Source organism: Rathayibacter sp. AY1G1 (assembly GCF_002932095.1).
In the GTDB taxonomy this organism is placed as follows: domain Bacteria; phylum Actinomycetota; class Actinomycetes; order Actinomycetales; family Microbacteriaceae; genus Rathayibacter.
The window spans coordinates 1-15,291 of sequence record NZ_PSUZ01000007.1 but is presented as its reverse complement, the minus strand read 5'-3'; the positions used below and the strand labels follow the sequence as shown (position 1 = coordinate 15,291).

The window sequence follows — 15,291 nt, the reverse complement described above, 5'->3', positions numbered from 1 at the left end:
TTCCGATCGAGCAGCGGATGCTCAGCGGCCTGCGGGGCCCGTCCCGCGCTGCTCGCGGCCGTCCGGGTCGAGGAGCACGGCGTCGTCCCAGCCGCTCGCCGCCTCCGTCGTACGGATCTTCGCCGGCGGGCGCCGCGCGACCGCGACGACGATCAGCGCCCCCAGCATCACCAGGGCAGCGGTCTGGAGCGGCGGCGCGACCATCGCGAGCGCCTGCCGCACGTAGAGCTCCGGCGGGACCGTGATCGAGTCGCCCTGGTACTGGTTCGGCAGCAGGAGGACGACGACCGGGAGCGCGAGCACTGCGGCCCAGAGGACGACGGTGACCGCGATGGCGGCGGCCCAGAGCAGGCGGACCCGCGTCATCGGCGGGGAGCCCTCAGCAGCGGGACCACGACCGCCAGGCCGAGCGCGATCAGGCCGACGGTGAGGAACGGTCCGATCGCGTTGTCGCTGAGCACGCGGAGGTACTGCTCGGGCCCGAAGGCGCTCTGCGACGGCGAGTAGTCGTACCAGCTGTGGGAGCTGTTCCAGAGGGCGAGGAGTCCGACGAGGACGCTCACGCCGCCGACGACCGCCAGGGCTCCGGCGATGCGGCGAGTGGAGACAGCGGGGCGGGGGTCGGTGTCGGTCGCGTCGTGACGGTCACCGGAGTCGGGTGCCGCGTCGCCGGGAGCGGGGTCGGGTTCGGCGGGAAGCGGGACGGTCGGCTCGGTCGGGAGTGGGACTGTCGGCTCCGCGGGTCGGGGCGCGGTCGGCTCCGCGGGTGTCGGGACGGCCCGCACCGCCGATCTCTCGCGCTCCGGAGCCGTCCGTCGGCCGGAGGCTCGGGAGCCCGTCGGGCCGCCGACCGATCGCACGTCCTCGTGCTCGGGAGCGGACCGGCCGCCTCTCCGGCCAGCCGAGCGCCCGGTGCCCGCGGCCCCGCCCGACAGGAACGGGGAGCGGAGGCGCTCCTCGCCGCTGCCGCGCCGCTCGGCGCCGCGTCCGTCGTAGCCGCGCTGGAAGCCCGCGTGGTAGCGCGGGTCGGTGCCGCCCTCGCCCGTTCCGCCGCTCTCGCGTGGGGAGCCGTCCGCTCCGGTGCTCCGCGCCATGCCGTCCCCCGCTTCGTGCAGTCGGGCCATCATGTCGCACCTCGCCCGCTGCGGGGAGGTGCCGGGCGGAGCTCGGGGTGCGGTCGACAAAGGCGGGGGTTCAGCGCCCGGCCGCGGTGGTGCGCGACGGGAGGCTGACGATCCCCGCTCCTACCAGCAGCAGGCCGATCGTCACCGCCGTCAGCGCCGGCCAGCCACCGGCTCCGACGGCCAGGCCGAGGAGCCAGCCGCCGGCGGCCGAGCCCGCGTAGAAGGCGATCGTGTAGACCGCGCCGGCGTGCCCGCGGAGTGCCGGAGCCGCGCGCGCTCCCGTCCAGGCGGCGCCGGTCGCGTGCAGGGCGAAGAAGCCGGCCGTGAAGACGAGGAGTCCGGCGATCACCACGGCGACGTTCTCGGCGAGCATCACCAGCAGTCCGACGATCATCAGGGCGACGCCGATCCGCATGACGAGGCGGGGGCCGATCCGCGGCCCCCATCTCCCCGCGAGCCGGGAGGAGACGGTTCCCGCGAGGTAGGCGGCGAAGAGGAGGGAGACGAGCGCGGGCGCGAGTGCGAACGGCGGCGCCTCGAGCCGGAACGCCAGGTAGTTGTAGACCGCGACGAACACGCCGACCGCGAGGAACGTCTGCAGCGCGATCGCGACGAGCATCGGATCGCGGAGCACCTGCGCCGTCTTCCCTCGCCAGCCGCCGGGGGCCGCCTCGCGCGCGCCGCCGCCCCGGGGCGCGAGCACGGCGAAGACGATCGCCGCCGCCGCGCAGACGGCCGTCACGACGAGCAGTGCGCCGCGCCATCCGAGCGCCGCCGCGAGCGGTCCGGCGAGCAGGCGTCCGGCGGCACCGCCGATCGTGGTCCCGGAGACGTAGGCGGTCGCGGCGGCCGTCGCTCCGGCGCCCCCGACCCGGTCGTGGATCGCCGCGACGGCGAGCGCCGGGACGGCACCCAGTGCCGCTCCCCCGAGGAAGCGCAGGACGAGGAGGAGCTCGAAGGTCGGGGCGACGCAGGCGAGCAGCGCCAGGACCACGGACGTGAGGACCGCGATCCGCATGGATTCGAGCCGTCCGATGCGCTCGGCCACCGAGGCCCACGGCAGCACCGAGAGCGCCAGTCCGAGGGTCGCGGCCGAGACGGTGAGCGCGGCGTCGGACGGGGCGAGGGCCCATTCCCGCGCGAGCTGCGGGAGGACGCTCTGCACGGCGTAGAGCTCGGCGAAGGTCGCGACTCCGGCGGCGAGGAGGGCGATGGTCAGCCTCCGCTGCGAGAAGGGTGCCGCTGCGCGCATCGGTCGGAGGCGTGCGGCGGTGCTCATGATTCCGACGGTAGACCGCCTGCGGGTGCATGACTAATGTCCTTTCTCGTACTGTTCATGCGTTCTGGTCATGTCCGGATCTAGGGTGGTGGCGTGTCCGACGACTGGCCCGCGACCCTCCGCCTCCTGCCCCTGCTCGTCGCGGTCGCCCAGACCGGGAGCGTCACGGCGGCGGCCGCCGAGCTCGGGATCCCGCAGCCGACCGCGAGCCGGTCGCTCGCCCGGCTGTCCGCCCTGGTCGGCACTCCCCTGGTCCGCCGGGAGGGCCGCGGGGTGGTGCTGACGGAGGCGGGGACCCGTCTCGCCGAGGCCGCTCAGGACGGCATGTCGGTGATCCGCGCCGGGCTCGCGGAGGTGCGGCAGGCGGGCGAGGTGGAGCACGGCCGGATCGACCTCGCCTTCCAGACGCTCCTCGGGGAGAGCTTCGTGCCGGATGTGATCCGCCGGTTCCGCCGCCGCTGGCCGCAGGTCGGCTTCGGGCTCCGTCACGGCTCCCGCGCCCTCTGCCTGCGGGCCGTGGCGGAGGGCGAGTCCGAGCTGGCGATCGTCGCGGATCCGCCCGATCTCCCCGGCACCACCACGACGACCCTCTACTCGGAGCCTCTCCTCGCGGTCGTGGACCCCCGTCATCCGCTGGCCTCGCGGCGCTCGGTCACGGTCGAGGACCTCCGCGGCCTCGACCTGATCATGCTGGCGCCCGGCTACGGCCTCCACGAGTCGGCCCGGCGCCTGCTCGCCGTGGACGGCCGCGACCCGGTGCCGGCGTTCGAGGTCGGCGACTACCGCGCCGCCCGAGGACTCGCGGCAGCCGGCCTCGGACTCACGATCCTGCCGCCGAGCCCGTCCTCGGTCGACGACGACGTCCGCGAGATCCCGATCGACGATCCGGGCGCGAGCCGTGAGATCGGTGTGCTCGCCCGAGACACCGGGAACCCGGTCGTCCCCGAGTTCCTGCGGGCCCTGCACGCCGCGGCGGCCGCCCGGCGCCGGTGACCGCTGCTCGGCTCTGCTGTCAAGCACAGGAAGCGATGGCCCTTCGTGCAGCAAGCTTCGAGAGGATCCCCGCACCGCCAGCGACACCCCCCCTCCCCCCGCTCCTGCACCACGTCACCGAGGACGGCCCCGGTCATGATCCTTCTCCGCACCCACGCCAACCGCTGGACCGCGCGCGCCCGCCGCAGCGGCGGCGTCCTCGGCATCATCACCCTGGTCTCCGACCTCCCCCGCCCGGCCTATCGGACGGTCCGCCTCGATCCGACGAGCGGTGAGCGCGTCCTGCTCCGCGACACCGCCGAGCTCGAGGAGGCCTTCGCCGTGCTCCTCGCCGGGCTCGAGCGCTCGCGCATCGCGGCCTCGGCATCCCCAGCCGAGTCGGCTCCCCCGTGCGCCCCGGTCGACGCGCCCGTCGCAGTCGAGGACGACCTCGAGGAAGCCGCCTGACCCGACGGCGTCCTTGCGGGGAGACCCTCACCGCGCATCAGGTGCCGAGCTCTCCGCCCGCCTCCTTCACACTCGACGTGTCGGATCGACGTGCCGTGACACCTCGACCGGCGGATCCGTCCTCGGCAGGTCCCGCGGACCGATGACGCGTCGGAGCCGGGCCGACCTGCGCGACCGCAGGAGAGCCCGGCGCCAGCGCGGATCGGTGCGGGCCCGGAGGTGGGGGTCGAGCGGGCGGAAGCCTCCCTCGGTCCGCTCCTCGATCAGCACGATCGTCGCGGTCGCGAGGTGCAGTCTCCGGACCGGCTCCCTCTCGGGATGCGGATGCCCGGAGCGCGTGCGGAGCTGCTGCTCCAGCTGCTCCGGGTCGGCGGACCACCAGGTGCTGACGCCGACGCGTCCATCGGGGAGAGGGAAGCGCTCGGTGATGCGGTACGGGAGGCCGTGCTCGGTCATGCAGTAGTGCCTTTCGAGGAGAGGGTCCGGAAGCCCGGGCCGCGCTGCAGCGGCCCGGGCTCCGGTTCACGAGGTGCGGGTCGAGCGACGGCGCAGCGCCGTCAGGGCGCCGCCTGCCAGGAGCAGAGCGCCGGCTCCGGCCGCGAGGGGCCCGGCCGCCGCTCCCGTCGAGGCGAGCACCGTCGGCACGAGTCCGACCGGAGGCACCGCCACCTGGGCGCAGCTGGCTCCGCCGTCGTCCGCGCACGGGTGCAGGACGGTCGTCGGATCGAAGCCCTCCGGGACCTCGGTCAGGCGCGCCCGGTTGGGGATGATCCACGCGTCCACGCCGTCGGCGACCCGTCCGGTCACGGTGAACGTCGTCGACGCTCCCGGGGCCAGAGACAGGTTCTCGACAGTCAGGTCGGACGACGCCGGGCCGCCGTCCCGGGAGATCGTGACGTCGCTCAGGTGCGCGAGCTCGGGGATGTCGGTGAGGGTCACCCCGTCCGCCGGCCGAGCCCCCTCGTTGGCGACCACGATCCGGAACCCGGCACGCCCGCCGTGGTCGACCTGATTCCCGATCGCCGTCTTCTCGATGGAGAGCCTGCCCTCGACGGGCGGCACCGGTATCTCGGCGCAGGACGACGTCGCATCGTCAGCGCAGGCGTTCTCGACCGTCGGCGGGTCGAAGCCCTCGGGCTGGTGGGTGATCGAGACGCGGTTGGGCAGGGTCGCGGCGTCGTACCCGTCGGCGACCCGGCCGCTGACGTGCAGCGACACCTGGCCGCCGGCGGGGATGTCGAGACCCGTGACGGGCTCCGTGGCCGGCTGCGTTCCTCCGGCGCCGTTCTCGATGGTCGCCTCGAGCAGGTGGTCGAGCGTCGGGACGTCGGTCACGGTCACGTCCGTCGCGTCGACCGTTCCGGTGTTCGCCACGACGATGTCGAAGCCCGCCGTGCCGCCGTGCTCGGCGCTCGCCTGGGACGCGGTCTTCCGGATCAGGAGCGACCCCTCGCCGATGTCGTGCGGGACGGTGGCGCAGGGGTTCGCGTCGGTCCCCGTGCCGGACGAGGCGGGAGCGAAGGGCGCATCGGCGAGGCAGGCCGTGTTCGTCAGCGCGCGGTCCCCCTCGCCGGTCACGATCACGTCGAAGGTCAGCTCGGCCGTCGCCCCGACAGGCAGGCTGCCGGCCGCCCAGGAGATGCGGCCCGTCTCCGCATCGATCGTGGCCGTGCCCTGCGAGGCGCGGAGGGAGCCGGAGTCGAGCTCGGCGTCGTCGAGCACGCCCTTGTCGAGGTAGTCGATGACGGCGGCGTCGGAGTAGTCCCCGGTCCCGTCCGAGGTCAGCGTCACCCGGTAGGGCACGCGGGCGCCGCGGAGCAGCGGAGTGGTGGAGTCGACCGACGAGGTCTTCGCGATGGTCACGTGCGGCGCGAGCGGATCGAGGCGTGCGACCGCGACCGCACCGTCCGAGCCGTAGGCCCAGTCGTCGATCGCCCGCAGGTCGCCGTAGGAGCCGTGCACCGAGTCGTTGGCGTTGGGGATGCGGCCTCGCCCGGAGTCGTCGCCCTCCCAGCGGTGCACCCCGCCGGATGAGTCGGTGCCGCCGTCGCCGGACGTCACCGCGGAGGTGCCGGAGTACCGCCCCGAGTTCGATCCGGCGAGGAGCGAGTCGTCCCAGTGGACCATCGACGGGTCGTCGCCGCCGCCGGTCGACCTCACGACGGACACGCCGCCGGCGGACGTCTCGGCGTCGACCCGCGTGAAGTGGAACTCGTTCGTGCGGCCGATGGAGGCGCGGAAGGTGACGTCGGGGTCGGTCACGTCGACCGTCCCGCCCTTCGCGTCCCGTCCGTCCCAGTCGACCGAGAAGGGACCGGTCGTCCCCGCGATCCGGGTGAGGTGCACGTCGCGCTCGCCGTCGTAGGAGCCGTCCCCGTCCGCATCGACGTCCACGACGACGGTGCCCGGCTGCGTCCCCAGGACGCCGGTCAGCGTGCCCGCGTCGGAGCCCGCGGTCGACCGGCGGAAGGCGAGGCCCTCGATCGTCGGCGCGCGGTAGGCCGGAGCGATCGACTCCGGCAGGTCGGACGACGGCGGGTCCAGGAAGAGCTTGTAGGTCTGCAGGCCGTCGATCCCGGAGCGTCCGGACGCCTGCACGTACTGAGCCCCGATCCCGCCCGCCTCGCTCGACTGCGGCATGGGGACCGAGAGGTAGGACGGATCGGACGACCCGACCTTCACGTTGCCCTTGTTCGTGGCCTGGACCGTCGAGGCGACCCCGTCGTAGCCGCGCAGCCCCAGCTCGTAGCGGGCGCCCGTCTCCGTGACGGCGTGAAGCGTGAAGGACGAGCGCCGCTCCTCGGGCGAGGAGTAGGACTCCTTCGCCCCGGACTGGATCGCATAGGAGTCGGACCACACGCGGCCCGCGACCGCCGCGCCCCGCGCGTCCTGGACGCCGATGCTCCAGACGAGGTTCACCGGCGCCGTCACGTCGTCGTCGGACACCCGGATCTGGAAGACGCCGGTCTCGTTTGCCACGAACGAGCCGCCGGCGGACACCGAGGGCGCCGCTCCGGGCGCGAAGTCCTGCTCGTCGAGGACGGCTCCGCCCGGAGCCGTCACCCGGGCGGTACCGCCGCCGGTCTCGCCCTCGCCGGTCCCCGAGCCCGCCTGGAGCGGGTGGAGGTCCACCCGGAGCGTCTCGCCCTTCTGGACCCAGGCCGAGACGGTCGTCACGCCGGCGTTCGTCGCGCCTCCCTGCAGGAGGGTGTTCTCGATCGTCGTGTGAGGACCGTCGGCGGCGAGGGCGGGCGGCGGTGCGAGGCCTCCGCCCAGCAGCCCGCTCACGAGCACGCAGCCCGCCGTCGTGCCGACCAGCGCTCGCGCCGTCCGCGCTCGGGGTCGTCCGCGCTCGTCCCGCCCCGACTGTTCCGTTCGACTCATCCGATGTCCTCTCCTCTGCCGACCGAGCGCACTGCGTCGGCGGCGACTGTTCAGCCCCACGGAAGGAGAGTATTACTCGGTTCGACGTCACCGCGGCCGGTACGGCTGCATCCGTGGAGAACGGCGCGAGATGGGCGCTGTGGAGGAGGAAACGGCGCGCGAGAAGAGCCGAGCGGCGTGCTCGCGACGCGTGATCGCGGAGCCTGCGCGGAGTGACCGCGAGCGCGGGCGAGGACTGATCGCGGATGCGGGCGGAAGACGGTCGGCGCCGTCGACGGCGCGAAGAGGCGTCCTGCGAGACGGAGGACCGGCCGTTCCGTCGCCCCGCGCTCTCCGGGAGACCGACGCCGACAGCCACCGGAACGAGCGACCGTTAAAACGAGAACGGCCCGCCGAAGCGGGCCGTTCTGCTCTGTCTCAACCAGAGTGCGCCCGGAGGGATTCGAACCCCCAACCTTCTGATCCGTAGTCAGATGCTCTATCCGTTGAGCTACGGGCGCAGTCCATCGCGTGGGCCAGAGGCGCACGCAACGAGGTACGACTATACATGCCGGGAGCCCCCTCCGCGAATCGGCGGCGGCGGCGCAGACGGCTCCGTCTCGGGACGCCGCCGCAGCCACGAGAACCCAGGCTCCGTCGCGGTGTCCCGGAGCGCCTCGCAGAGCCTCCGACGGGCGGACGCCGCTGCTCCCCCTCACGGCGTACCGTGGGCTCATGGAGGCCGCCGCGATCGAGCTCGTGGGCTTCGTCGTCTCTCCGCTGCACCGCTACGAGGGCCGCCCCGCCGATGGCCCGGTGCCGTCCGAGGGCAACGAGCAGCCCGAGCGGATCGAGATCCGCGCAGGCCTCGGCATCGTCGGCGACCGCTTCTTCGCCCAGCGCGCGCACCGCCCCGCGGCGATCACGCTCTTCGCGGTCGAGACCCTCGAGCACATCGCCGCCGAGCTCGGCGCAGGGCCCTTCGACCCCGCCGACGCCCGCCGCAACATCATCGTCCGCGGCGCCGACGTCGATGCGCTCGCCGGCCGCACGTTCGCGATCGAGCAGGGCGGGGAGCGGATCGAGTTCCAGGGCGGACGACCGGCCAACCCCTGCGCCTGGATGGACGTCGTGCTCGCCCCCGGGGCGTTCCGGGCGATGCGGAGGCGCGGCGGCGTCCGCACCGCCCCCCTGACGAACGGCGTCCTCCACACCGGGCCGGCCCGCCTGATCCTCCACAGGTCGGACGACATGCTGATCTGAGCCCGGCGGCGAGCGCCTAGGCTCGCAGCGACCGACTCCCCCGATCGAAGGAGGCCCCGTGCTCCGCCCGAGCGACCTCCTCCCCACTCTCGCCACGACTCTGCGGCGCGGAGTCCGCGACGTCTTCGCGACCACGCGCTCTCGGGGGCGGGATCCGCACCGCCGCACCCGCAGCACCGACGTCTCGGTCCAGCGCGTGCACCACCGCGACGTCTGGGCGCGGGTGAGCACAGTGGGGCGCGACGGCGAGCGCACGTTCGTCCTCGTGCCGGGGATCGGAGTCGCGGCCACGTACTTCGAGCGCCTCGCGCCCGCGCTCAACGAGTTCGGCCCGGTGCACGCTCTCGACCTGCCGGGCTTCGGCGGCGTGCCGCACCCGATCGACGCGCGGCGCATGGACATCGGCGACTACGCCGAGCTGGTCGGCGCGGTCATCGACGAGCTCGGCCTCGACGATCCCGTCGTCCTCGGCCACTCGATGGGGACGCAGGTGGTGGCCGAGCTCGCCGCCCGCCGTCCGGAGCTGACCACCATCGTCCTGCTCGGACCCGTGATGAACCGGCACGAGCGCCGCCTCCCGACCGCCGCGCTCCGCTTCGCCCAGTCGAGCGTCCGCGAGCCCCTCAAGGTCGCGATCCTCGCCGCGGGCGCCTACCTCCTCTGCGGACCGCGCTGGTTCTCCCGCGTGCTGCCCGAGATGATGCACTACCGGATCGAGGAGACCGTCCCCCGGATCCGCGCGTCCGCCCTCGTCATCCGCGGCGAGTTCGACCGGCTCGTTCCGCGCGAGTGGGCGGAGGAGATCGCCCGGTCGATGCCGAATGCGCGGGCCTGGGAGATCCCCGACGCCTCCCACTCCGTGATGCACGCGCACGCCGAGGAGGTCGCCCGCCTCTGCGTCGAGCACGCCCGTGCACCGCGGCCCGACCGGGACGAGGCCGCCCTCCGCCGCTACCCCGACTCGGAGGTCGATCACTCCGAGGAGGACGCGCCCACCGAGGACCCGATCGGCGCTCTCCGGGGACGCATCACCGAGCTGGCCGGGATCCTCGTGGACGACGACTCCCTCATCGCCGAGGGCAAGACCCTCCACGCCGAGGCGAGCGACCCCGAGGCACTGCGCCAGGTCGCTCCCGACCCGGGCGACGGCGAGCTCGTCGAGGGCGGCGGACCGAGGAAGGACGGCGAGCAGGACGGCTGACCACCGCAGGCCACCACGAGCCGCATGTCGCGCGGCGTGAGACGCCGAGCGCAGAAAGAGCAGCCCTCCCGCCGACGCCACTCGGCGCCCGCCCGTCAGGACTCCGCGCCGACGATCTCCTCGCGGATGCGCCGCAGATCCTCGGCGAGCGCCCCCAGCAGGATCCAGTGCTGCGGATGCGGGGTCGCGATCACGAGCGGCGCGGTGAGAGCGGGCAGCTCGTCCGTGATCGCCTCCGGCTCGGGAACGTCGACCGAGGACTGCACGAGGAGCCGCAGATCGTGGGCGGCCCGGTGCAGCTGGACGGCGATGTCGGCGATCGTCGGCTCCCCGACGAGCTCGTCGTCGTAGAGGTCGTGAACGGTCCGCGTCATGCCGCGGACCCGGGTCACGATGCGCCCCAGCCGCGGGACGACGGAGTCGAGGGCCAGCAGCCGGTCGCGGTGGGCGGAGCGGCGCGGGTTGAGGCGGAGGGACTCCTCGCCGGTCGCGATCGCCTCCTCCGCCTTGCTCTGCATGGTCTGCAGCAGCCGGGCGTTGATGAGCAGCTCGTCGAGCCGGCGTCGCGGGACGGGGGCCTGGAGGGCGTCGCCGAGGTCGTCGAGGGCGGCGGCGAGCTGAGCGGTGAGGTCTCCGATCGCCCGCTCGGCCGGTGCCAGCACGACCGGAGGGACGATGAGCACGTTGATGACGACTCCCACCGCCGCGCCGAGGAGGGTCTCGAGGATGCGGTCGAGCGCGTAGTTCGGCGTGACCGCGCCCACCGAGAGCACGAGCATCGCGCTGATCGGGATCTGCACCGCGGAGGCGGGGGTCAGGCGCACGGCCCACCCGACGGCGATCGCGGCCACGATCGCGAGGAGCACGATGATGCTCTCGCCGCCGAGCACCGTGCCGATCACGGATCCGACGATCACGCCGATGATGACGCCGACCGAGCGCTCGAGGGCCTTGGAGAACGACTGGTTGATGCTCGGCGCGACGACGAGGAGCGCGGCGATCGCGCCGAAGACGGGCAGCGTCCCCGGGAAGACGACGCCGGCGAGGAGCCAGGTGACGACCGTGGCCGCCGCCGTCTTGACCAGCTGCAGCACCGGCGGCCGCGTCGGCACGGTGAAGCTCGAGGTCAGGCGCATGGGACCACGGTAGCGAGCACCCGCTGCCTCGCGGTCCCCGCGCGCATCACCGGCTCGCGGCCGCCTCGACGCTCGCGAGCACCGCGCGGAGCGAGCGCGACGCCTCCGCCCGCAGATCGGCGGGCACCCCCGAGAGCAGCACCCGCTCGGCGTCGAGCACCTCGGGGAAGGCCCGGTCGACCAGCTCCTCCCCCTCGCGAGTCAGCGTGATGAGCGAGCCGCGCCCGTCCGCCGGGTTCGCGGCGCGCCGCACCAGGCCCCGACGCTCCAGCGAGTGCACGCGCTTGGTGATTGCGGGAGCGGAGGCGAGGGCGATCGTCCGGAGGGTCGTCGGCGACTGCGGAGCGCCGGCGCGACGCAGCGTGGAGAGCACGTCGAACTCGCCGCGGGTCAGCCCGTGGGCGGCGAGCAGCTCCTCCGTCGCCCGGACGATCAGCGCGGAGGCGCGGATCACCCGCCCGACGACGTCGACGGCGGAGGTGTCGAGCTCGGGCCGCAGCACCGCCCAGCCCGCCCTGATCTCGTCGACCGCGTCGCCCGGCTGGCTTTCAGACTGATTCACACGTAAAGTATATCTGCTTCACCCGTGAAACACTTCTCCGGCCGCCGCCGCTCGGACCCCGATCAGAGGACTCGATGGCCGCCACCCCCGTTCTGCCCCACCCCCGCGAGCTCCTCGCCTTCGGCCCGCACGCCGGCGCCCATCGCGTCGCCCTGCGCGCCGGCGTCTCGATCGCCGTCCCGCTGCTCGTCCTCTGGGCGCTCGGCCGCACCGATCTCGCCCTCTATGCGACCTTCGGCGCCTTCACGGCCCTCTACGGACGCCAGCACACGCACCGGCCGCGCCTGCTGATGCAGCTGTCGGCAGCCGCGTTCCTCGTCACCACCGTGACCCTCGGCACCGTCGTCTCCCTCTCTCCTCACCGCGACTGGCTGATCATCCCCGTCGTGGTCGCCGTGACCGTCGCGGCCGCCTATCTCAGCGACGCCCTGCACTGGCATCCGCCCGGCCCGCTGTTCCCGGTGTTCGCCGTCACGGCGTGCGCGTCCGTCCCGTCCGAGCCCTCGCGCATCCCACTCGCCGTCGCTCTCGCTGCGGGCTCCGCCGCCTTCTCGCTCGTCGTCGGCCTGAGCGGTCTCGCCCTCCCCCGCGCACGCCGCCTCGCCCCGACGCCGTGGCGCACCTCGTTCCGCGCGGCGGCGGCCCGTCCGGCGACGCGCGCCGCCCTGCTCCGCTTCGGGGCCGTCGTCCTGGTGGCAGGCACCGTGCCGACCGCGACGGGCCTGGGCCACCCCTACTGGGCGATGGTCTCCGCCGTCGCAGCCGTCTCGGGAGCAGACGCCGGCGCCCGGCTCGTGCGCGCGGGCCACCGGATGCTCGGCACGATCGTCGGAGTGCTGATCGCGGCCGCGCTCCTGGCCCTGCCGCTCTCCCCGCTCGCCGTGATCGTGGTGGTGGTGCTCCTCCAGATGACCGCCGAGCTCGTCGTCGGCCGCAATTACGGCCTGACCCTCGCCTTCGTCACTCCGCTCGCGATCCTCATGGTCGAGCTCGCGCATCCCGTCGACGAGCTCGTGCTGCTGCGCGACCGGGCGCTCGAGACCGCGCTGGGCGTGCTCGTCGGAGTCGTGGCGACGCTCCTGACCCACGCCGCCTCGCAGCGCTCGCGCTCCCGCTCCTAGGCTCAGGAGGATGGACCGCACGATCCCCGCTGTGCTCGCCGAGATCACGGCGGCCGTCGCCGAGGTGCGCGACGTCGACGGTCGCAGCAGGACGGCGCGCGGGCCCGCGTCGCGGACCGGCTCGACGAGCTGTTCGCCGGAGCGACGACCCGCCGAGACGTCCGGGCGGCGGCCGCCGACGCGCTCGGGCTCTGGGGCGGGGCGGGCTCCTTCTCGGACGTCGGCTCGGCCGAGGCCGACCACGCGATCAGGCGCCTGTACCGGGCACTGCGCGCCGGCCGCTCCTGGCTGCTCCGCGCCGGCTGACCCGCACGTCGCGACCGCCGCACGACGCCGAGAACGACGAAGGCCCCCTGCTTCCGTGGAAGCGGGGGGCCTTCTCGTTGGCGGTACCGGTGGGATTTGAACCCACGGTGGACGCAAGCCCACACATGTTTTCGAGACATGCTCCTTCGGCCGCTCGGACACGGTACCGGGGTCGAGTGTACGCGACGGCCGGAAGTCGCGCCAATCGAGCGGACGGGCCGCCGTCAGGCGGGAAGGAGGAAGCCGAGCACGCGGTCCCACTCCGGGATCGCGAGCAGGTGGCCGCGGCCGGGCACGACCTCGAGGCGGGAGTCGGGCAGCCGTGCGGCGTACCACTCGGCGTGGCGGCGGCCGGCGACTGCGTCCTCCGCGCCGTAGAGGAGGAGCGCCGGTGGCTCGGCGGACTCGACGGCGAAGCCCCACTCCTGCACGCCGTAGCCGATGAGGTCGGCGGCCATGCCGAGGGCGCCCTGGGCGACGGCGCGCTCGAGCATGCGGGAGAGCCGCTCGCGGACTCCGGGGGCCTCGAGCACCGCGGTGTCGGCGTCGCCGGAGCCGAGCATCCCGAACAGGGCGTCCGGGGCGGGGGTCGGGCCGAAGGCGCCCTCGAGGGTGCGGGTGAGCGCGCGGACGGCCTCGTCGAGCGGGAGGTCGGCCAGGCGGGCGAGCTCGGCGCGGTTCTCGTCGCCGACCCACGGCACGGCGCCGTCGGGAGCGGGCGTGCCGATCACGGCGACGCGCTCCACGAGGCCGGGGTAGTTCGCGGCGAGCGCGAGGGCCACGCGGCCTCCCGCCGACCAGCCGGCGGCGCTGACGGAGGCGATGCCGACGGTCGCGAGGTACTCGGCGATGTCGGCGGCGGCCTGCTCGGGGCTGGCTCCGACGCCCGCTCCGGCGGGGTCGAGGTCGGTCAGGAGGGAGGAGGCGCCGTAGCCCGGGCGGTCGAACGAGAGCAGGCGCACCCCGTGGCGCGCGGTCGCCTCCGGGTCGGGGTCGAAGTCCGAGGAGCCGGGAGCGGGATGCGCCAGGACGACGACCCGCTCGGCGCCCTCGAGGCCGGACCAGCTGACTCCGAGCGGGCGGCCGGACTTGAGGACGTGCACTGTCGAGGGCATGTCCCCCAGTCTCCCGCAGACGTCCGACGCCGACGGGGCGGCGCTCGGGGCTGAGGCGTTCTCCGAGGCGCGATCCTCCGCCTCCGCCCCCCCGCGACGACGCTCCTCCACAGACGGCTTCCACGCGACCTCTCCCCCGGCCTGGCGCGCCCCGCTCGCGGCGTCGGTGATGGACTGTACTGTCGAAGACACGTTCGAACGAGCGGCGGTGTCGGGGGTCCCCCGTAGCGTCGCGCTCGTCCCCCTCCTCCGCCCCGAAAGGACCTCATGGCCTCCTCGAAGACGCGCACCGCCCCGTACCGCTGCTCGGAGTGCGGATGGACGACCGCGAAGTGGGTAGGCCGCTGCGGCGAGTGCCAGCAGTGGGGCTCCGTGATCGAGAGCACCGAGCGCACCGGCCTCGTCCGCGCGGTCGCCGCTGTGGCTCCGGCCGCCGGCCGCATCGCGCGGCCCATCACCGAGATCGAAACCACGTCGGCGGCGCACCGCCCCACCGGCGTGGGCGAGCTCGACCGCGTGCTCGGCGGCGGGATCGTCTCCGGCGCGGTCGTGCTGCTCTCGGGAGAGCCCGGCGTGGGCAAGTCGACCCTCCTGCTCGAGGTCGCGAGCCGCGCCGCGGCCGAGGGCCAGCGGGTCCTCTACGTCAGCGCGGAGGAGTCGGCCGCGCAGGTGCGCATGCGGGCCGAGCGCACCGGCGCGATGCACGACAGCCTCTTCCTCGCGGCCGAGACCGACCTCGCCACCGTGCTCGGCCAGATCGACGAGGTCCGGCCGGACCTGCTCATCGTCGACTCGGTGCAGACGGTCGCGAGCGACACCGTCGACGGCCTGCCCGGCGGTCCCAGCCAGGTCCGCGAGGTCGCCGCGACCCTCATCCGCGTCTGCAAGGAGCGGGCGCTCCCCCTCGTGCTCGTCGGACACGTCACGAAGGACGGCTCCATCGCGGGGCCGCGCCTGCTCGAGCACCTGGTCGACGTGGTCTGCCACTTCGAGGGCGACCGGCAGACGGCGCTGCGCTTCGTCCGCTCGCTCAAGAACCGCTTCGGCCCGACGGACGAGGTCGGCTGCTTCGAGATGACCGCCGAGGGCATCGCCGAGATCCCCGACCCGAGCGGTCTGTTCCTCAGCCGCACCCGCTTCCCCACCCCGGGCATCTGCGTCACGGTCGCGATGGAGGGACGCCGCGCGCTCCCCGTCGAGATCCAGGCGCTCGTGATCGCGAACGACGGCGAGCACCCCCGCCGCGTCACGAACGGAGTCGACGCGTCCCGGGTCGCGATGATCCTCGCGGTCCTCGAGCGGCAGGCGGGCATCCCCCTGCGGCGCTGCGACGTCTACGTGTCGACCGTCGGCGGCGTGAAGCTCATGGAGCCGGCGGCGG

14 protein-coding genes and 2 tRNA genes are annotated in these 15,291 nt (G+C 74.1%); 6 read left to right on the top strand and 10 right to left on the bottom strand.

The window, feature by feature from the left end:
• Positions 1-21 precede the first annotated feature (21 nt).
• The 3 genes from C5C36_RS05290 to C5C36_RS05280 all read right to left on the bottom strand — a co-directional run bounded on the left by C5C36_RS05290 (position 22) and on the right by C5C36_RS05280 (position 2,403).
• Positions 22-366 carry a hypothetical protein gene (locus C5C36_RS05290; RefSeq protein WP_104309378.1) on the bottom strand — a complete coding sequence of 115 codons (345 nt, stop codon included), beginning with the start codon at positions 364-366 and terminating at the stop codon, positions 22-24.
• A complete protein-coding gene (locus tag C5C36_RS17510) occupies positions 363-1,124 on the bottom strand; it encodes a hypothetical protein (RefSeq protein WP_181133779.1) in 762 nt (253 codons plus the stop codon). The genes C5C36_RS05290 and C5C36_RS17510 overlap by 4 nt, the downstream gene beginning before the upstream one ends.
• A gap of 70 nt (positions 1,125-1,194) precedes the next feature.
• Complete coding sequence (locus tag C5C36_RS05280; RefSeq protein ID WP_104268539.1) at positions 1,195-2,403, bottom strand: MFS transporter; 1,209 nt, start codon at positions 2,401-2,403, stop codon at positions 1,195-1,197.
• Between the two features lie 93 nt (positions 2,404-2,496).
• On the opposite strand from C5C36_RS05280, the gene C5C36_RS05275 reads away from it, so the two are divergent.
• Both C5C36_RS05275 and C5C36_RS05270 read left to right on the top strand, forming a co-directional pair.
• Positions 2,497-3,396, top strand: a complete 900-nt coding sequence (locus C5C36_RS05275) for a LysR family transcriptional regulator (protein WP_104309377.1) — start codon at positions 2,497-2,499, stop codon at positions 3,394-3,396.
• A 135-nt stretch (positions 3,397-3,531) separates the two neighbouring features.
• Positions 3,532-3,843: a hypothetical protein gene (locus tag C5C36_RS05270; RefSeq protein WP_104261625.1), complete on the top strand. Its 312-nt coding sequence runs from the start codon at positions 3,532-3,534 to the stop codon at positions 3,841-3,843.
• 66 nt (positions 3,844-3,909) lie between these two features.
• Here C5C36_RS05270 and C5C36_RS05265 read toward each other — a convergent pair whose 3' ends face one another.
• The 3 genes from C5C36_RS05265 to C5C36_RS05255 form a co-directional block, all read right to left on the bottom strand.
• On the bottom strand, positions 3,910-4,299 hold the full coding sequence (locus C5C36_RS05265) for a hypothetical protein (protein ID WP_104309376.1): 390 nt from the start codon (positions 4,297-4,299) through the stop codon (positions 3,910-3,912).
• 66 nt (positions 4,300-4,365) lie between these two features.
• The gene (locus C5C36_RS05260; RefSeq protein ID WP_146085308.1) at positions 4,366-7,227 is read right to left on the bottom strand and encodes a DUF11 domain-containing protein; all 2,862 of its coding nucleotides are present in this window, start codon (positions 7,225-7,227) and stop codon (positions 4,366-4,368) included.
• A 427-nt stretch (positions 7,228-7,654) separates the two neighbouring features.
• A tRNA-Arg gene (locus tag C5C36_RS05255) sits at positions 7,655-7,727 on the bottom strand.
• Between the two features lie 214 nt (positions 7,728-7,941).
• On the opposite strand from C5C36_RS05255, the gene C5C36_RS05250 reads away from it, so the two are divergent.
• Together C5C36_RS05250 and C5C36_RS05245 are read left to right on the top strand one after the other, a co-directional pair.
• Positions 7,942-8,469, top strand: a complete 528-nt coding sequence (locus tag C5C36_RS05250; RefSeq protein ID WP_104248232.1) for an MOSC domain-containing protein — start codon at positions 7,942-7,944, stop codon at positions 8,467-8,469.
• A gap of 58 nt (positions 8,470-8,527) precedes the next feature.
• A complete protein-coding gene (locus C5C36_RS05245) occupies positions 8,528-9,670 on the top strand; it encodes an alpha/beta fold hydrolase (RefSeq protein WP_181127836.1) in 1,143 nt (380 codons plus the stop codon).
• Between the two features lie 95 nt (positions 9,671-9,765).
• Here the strand turns inward: C5C36_RS05245 and C5C36_RS05240 are convergent, their stop codons facing one another.
• Positions 9,766-10,806, bottom strand: coding sequence for an aromatic acid exporter family protein (locus C5C36_RS05240; protein ID WP_104225996.1), 1,041 nt, complete (start codon positions 10,804-10,806; stop codon positions 9,766-9,768).
• A 46-nt stretch (positions 10,807-10,852) separates the two neighbouring features.
• Complete coding sequence (locus C5C36_RS05235) at positions 10,853-11,368, bottom strand: MarR family winged helix-turn-helix transcriptional regulator (RefSeq protein ID WP_104225997.1); 516 nt, start codon at positions 11,366-11,368, stop codon at positions 10,853-10,855.
• 74 nt (positions 11,369-11,442) lie between these two features.
• Between C5C36_RS05235 and C5C36_RS05230 the strand changes: the two genes are divergently transcribed.
• The gene (locus C5C36_RS05230) at positions 11,443-12,489 is read left to right on the top strand and encodes an FUSC family protein (RefSeq protein WP_104225998.1); all 1,047 of its coding nucleotides are present in this window, start codon (positions 11,443-11,445) and stop codon (positions 12,487-12,489) included.
• Positions 12,490-12,873: 384 nt separating this feature from the next.
• Here the strand turns inward: C5C36_RS05230 and C5C36_RS05225 are convergent.
• Positions 12,874-12,963: transfer RNA gene (locus tag C5C36_RS05225), tRNA-Ser, on the bottom strand.
• A 56-nt stretch (positions 12,964-13,019) separates the two neighbouring features.
• Positions 13,020-13,910, bottom strand: coding sequence for an alpha/beta fold hydrolase (locus C5C36_RS05220; RefSeq protein WP_104273782.1), 891 nt, complete (start codon positions 13,908-13,910; stop codon positions 13,020-13,022).
• A gap of 267 nt (positions 13,911-14,177) precedes the next feature.
• Here C5C36_RS05220 and radA point away from each other — a divergent pair.
• The coding region (gene radA / locus C5C36_RS05215) for a DNA repair protein RadA (RefSeq protein ID WP_104309374.1) at positions 14,178-15,291 on the top strand (1,114 nt) is incomplete at its 3' end.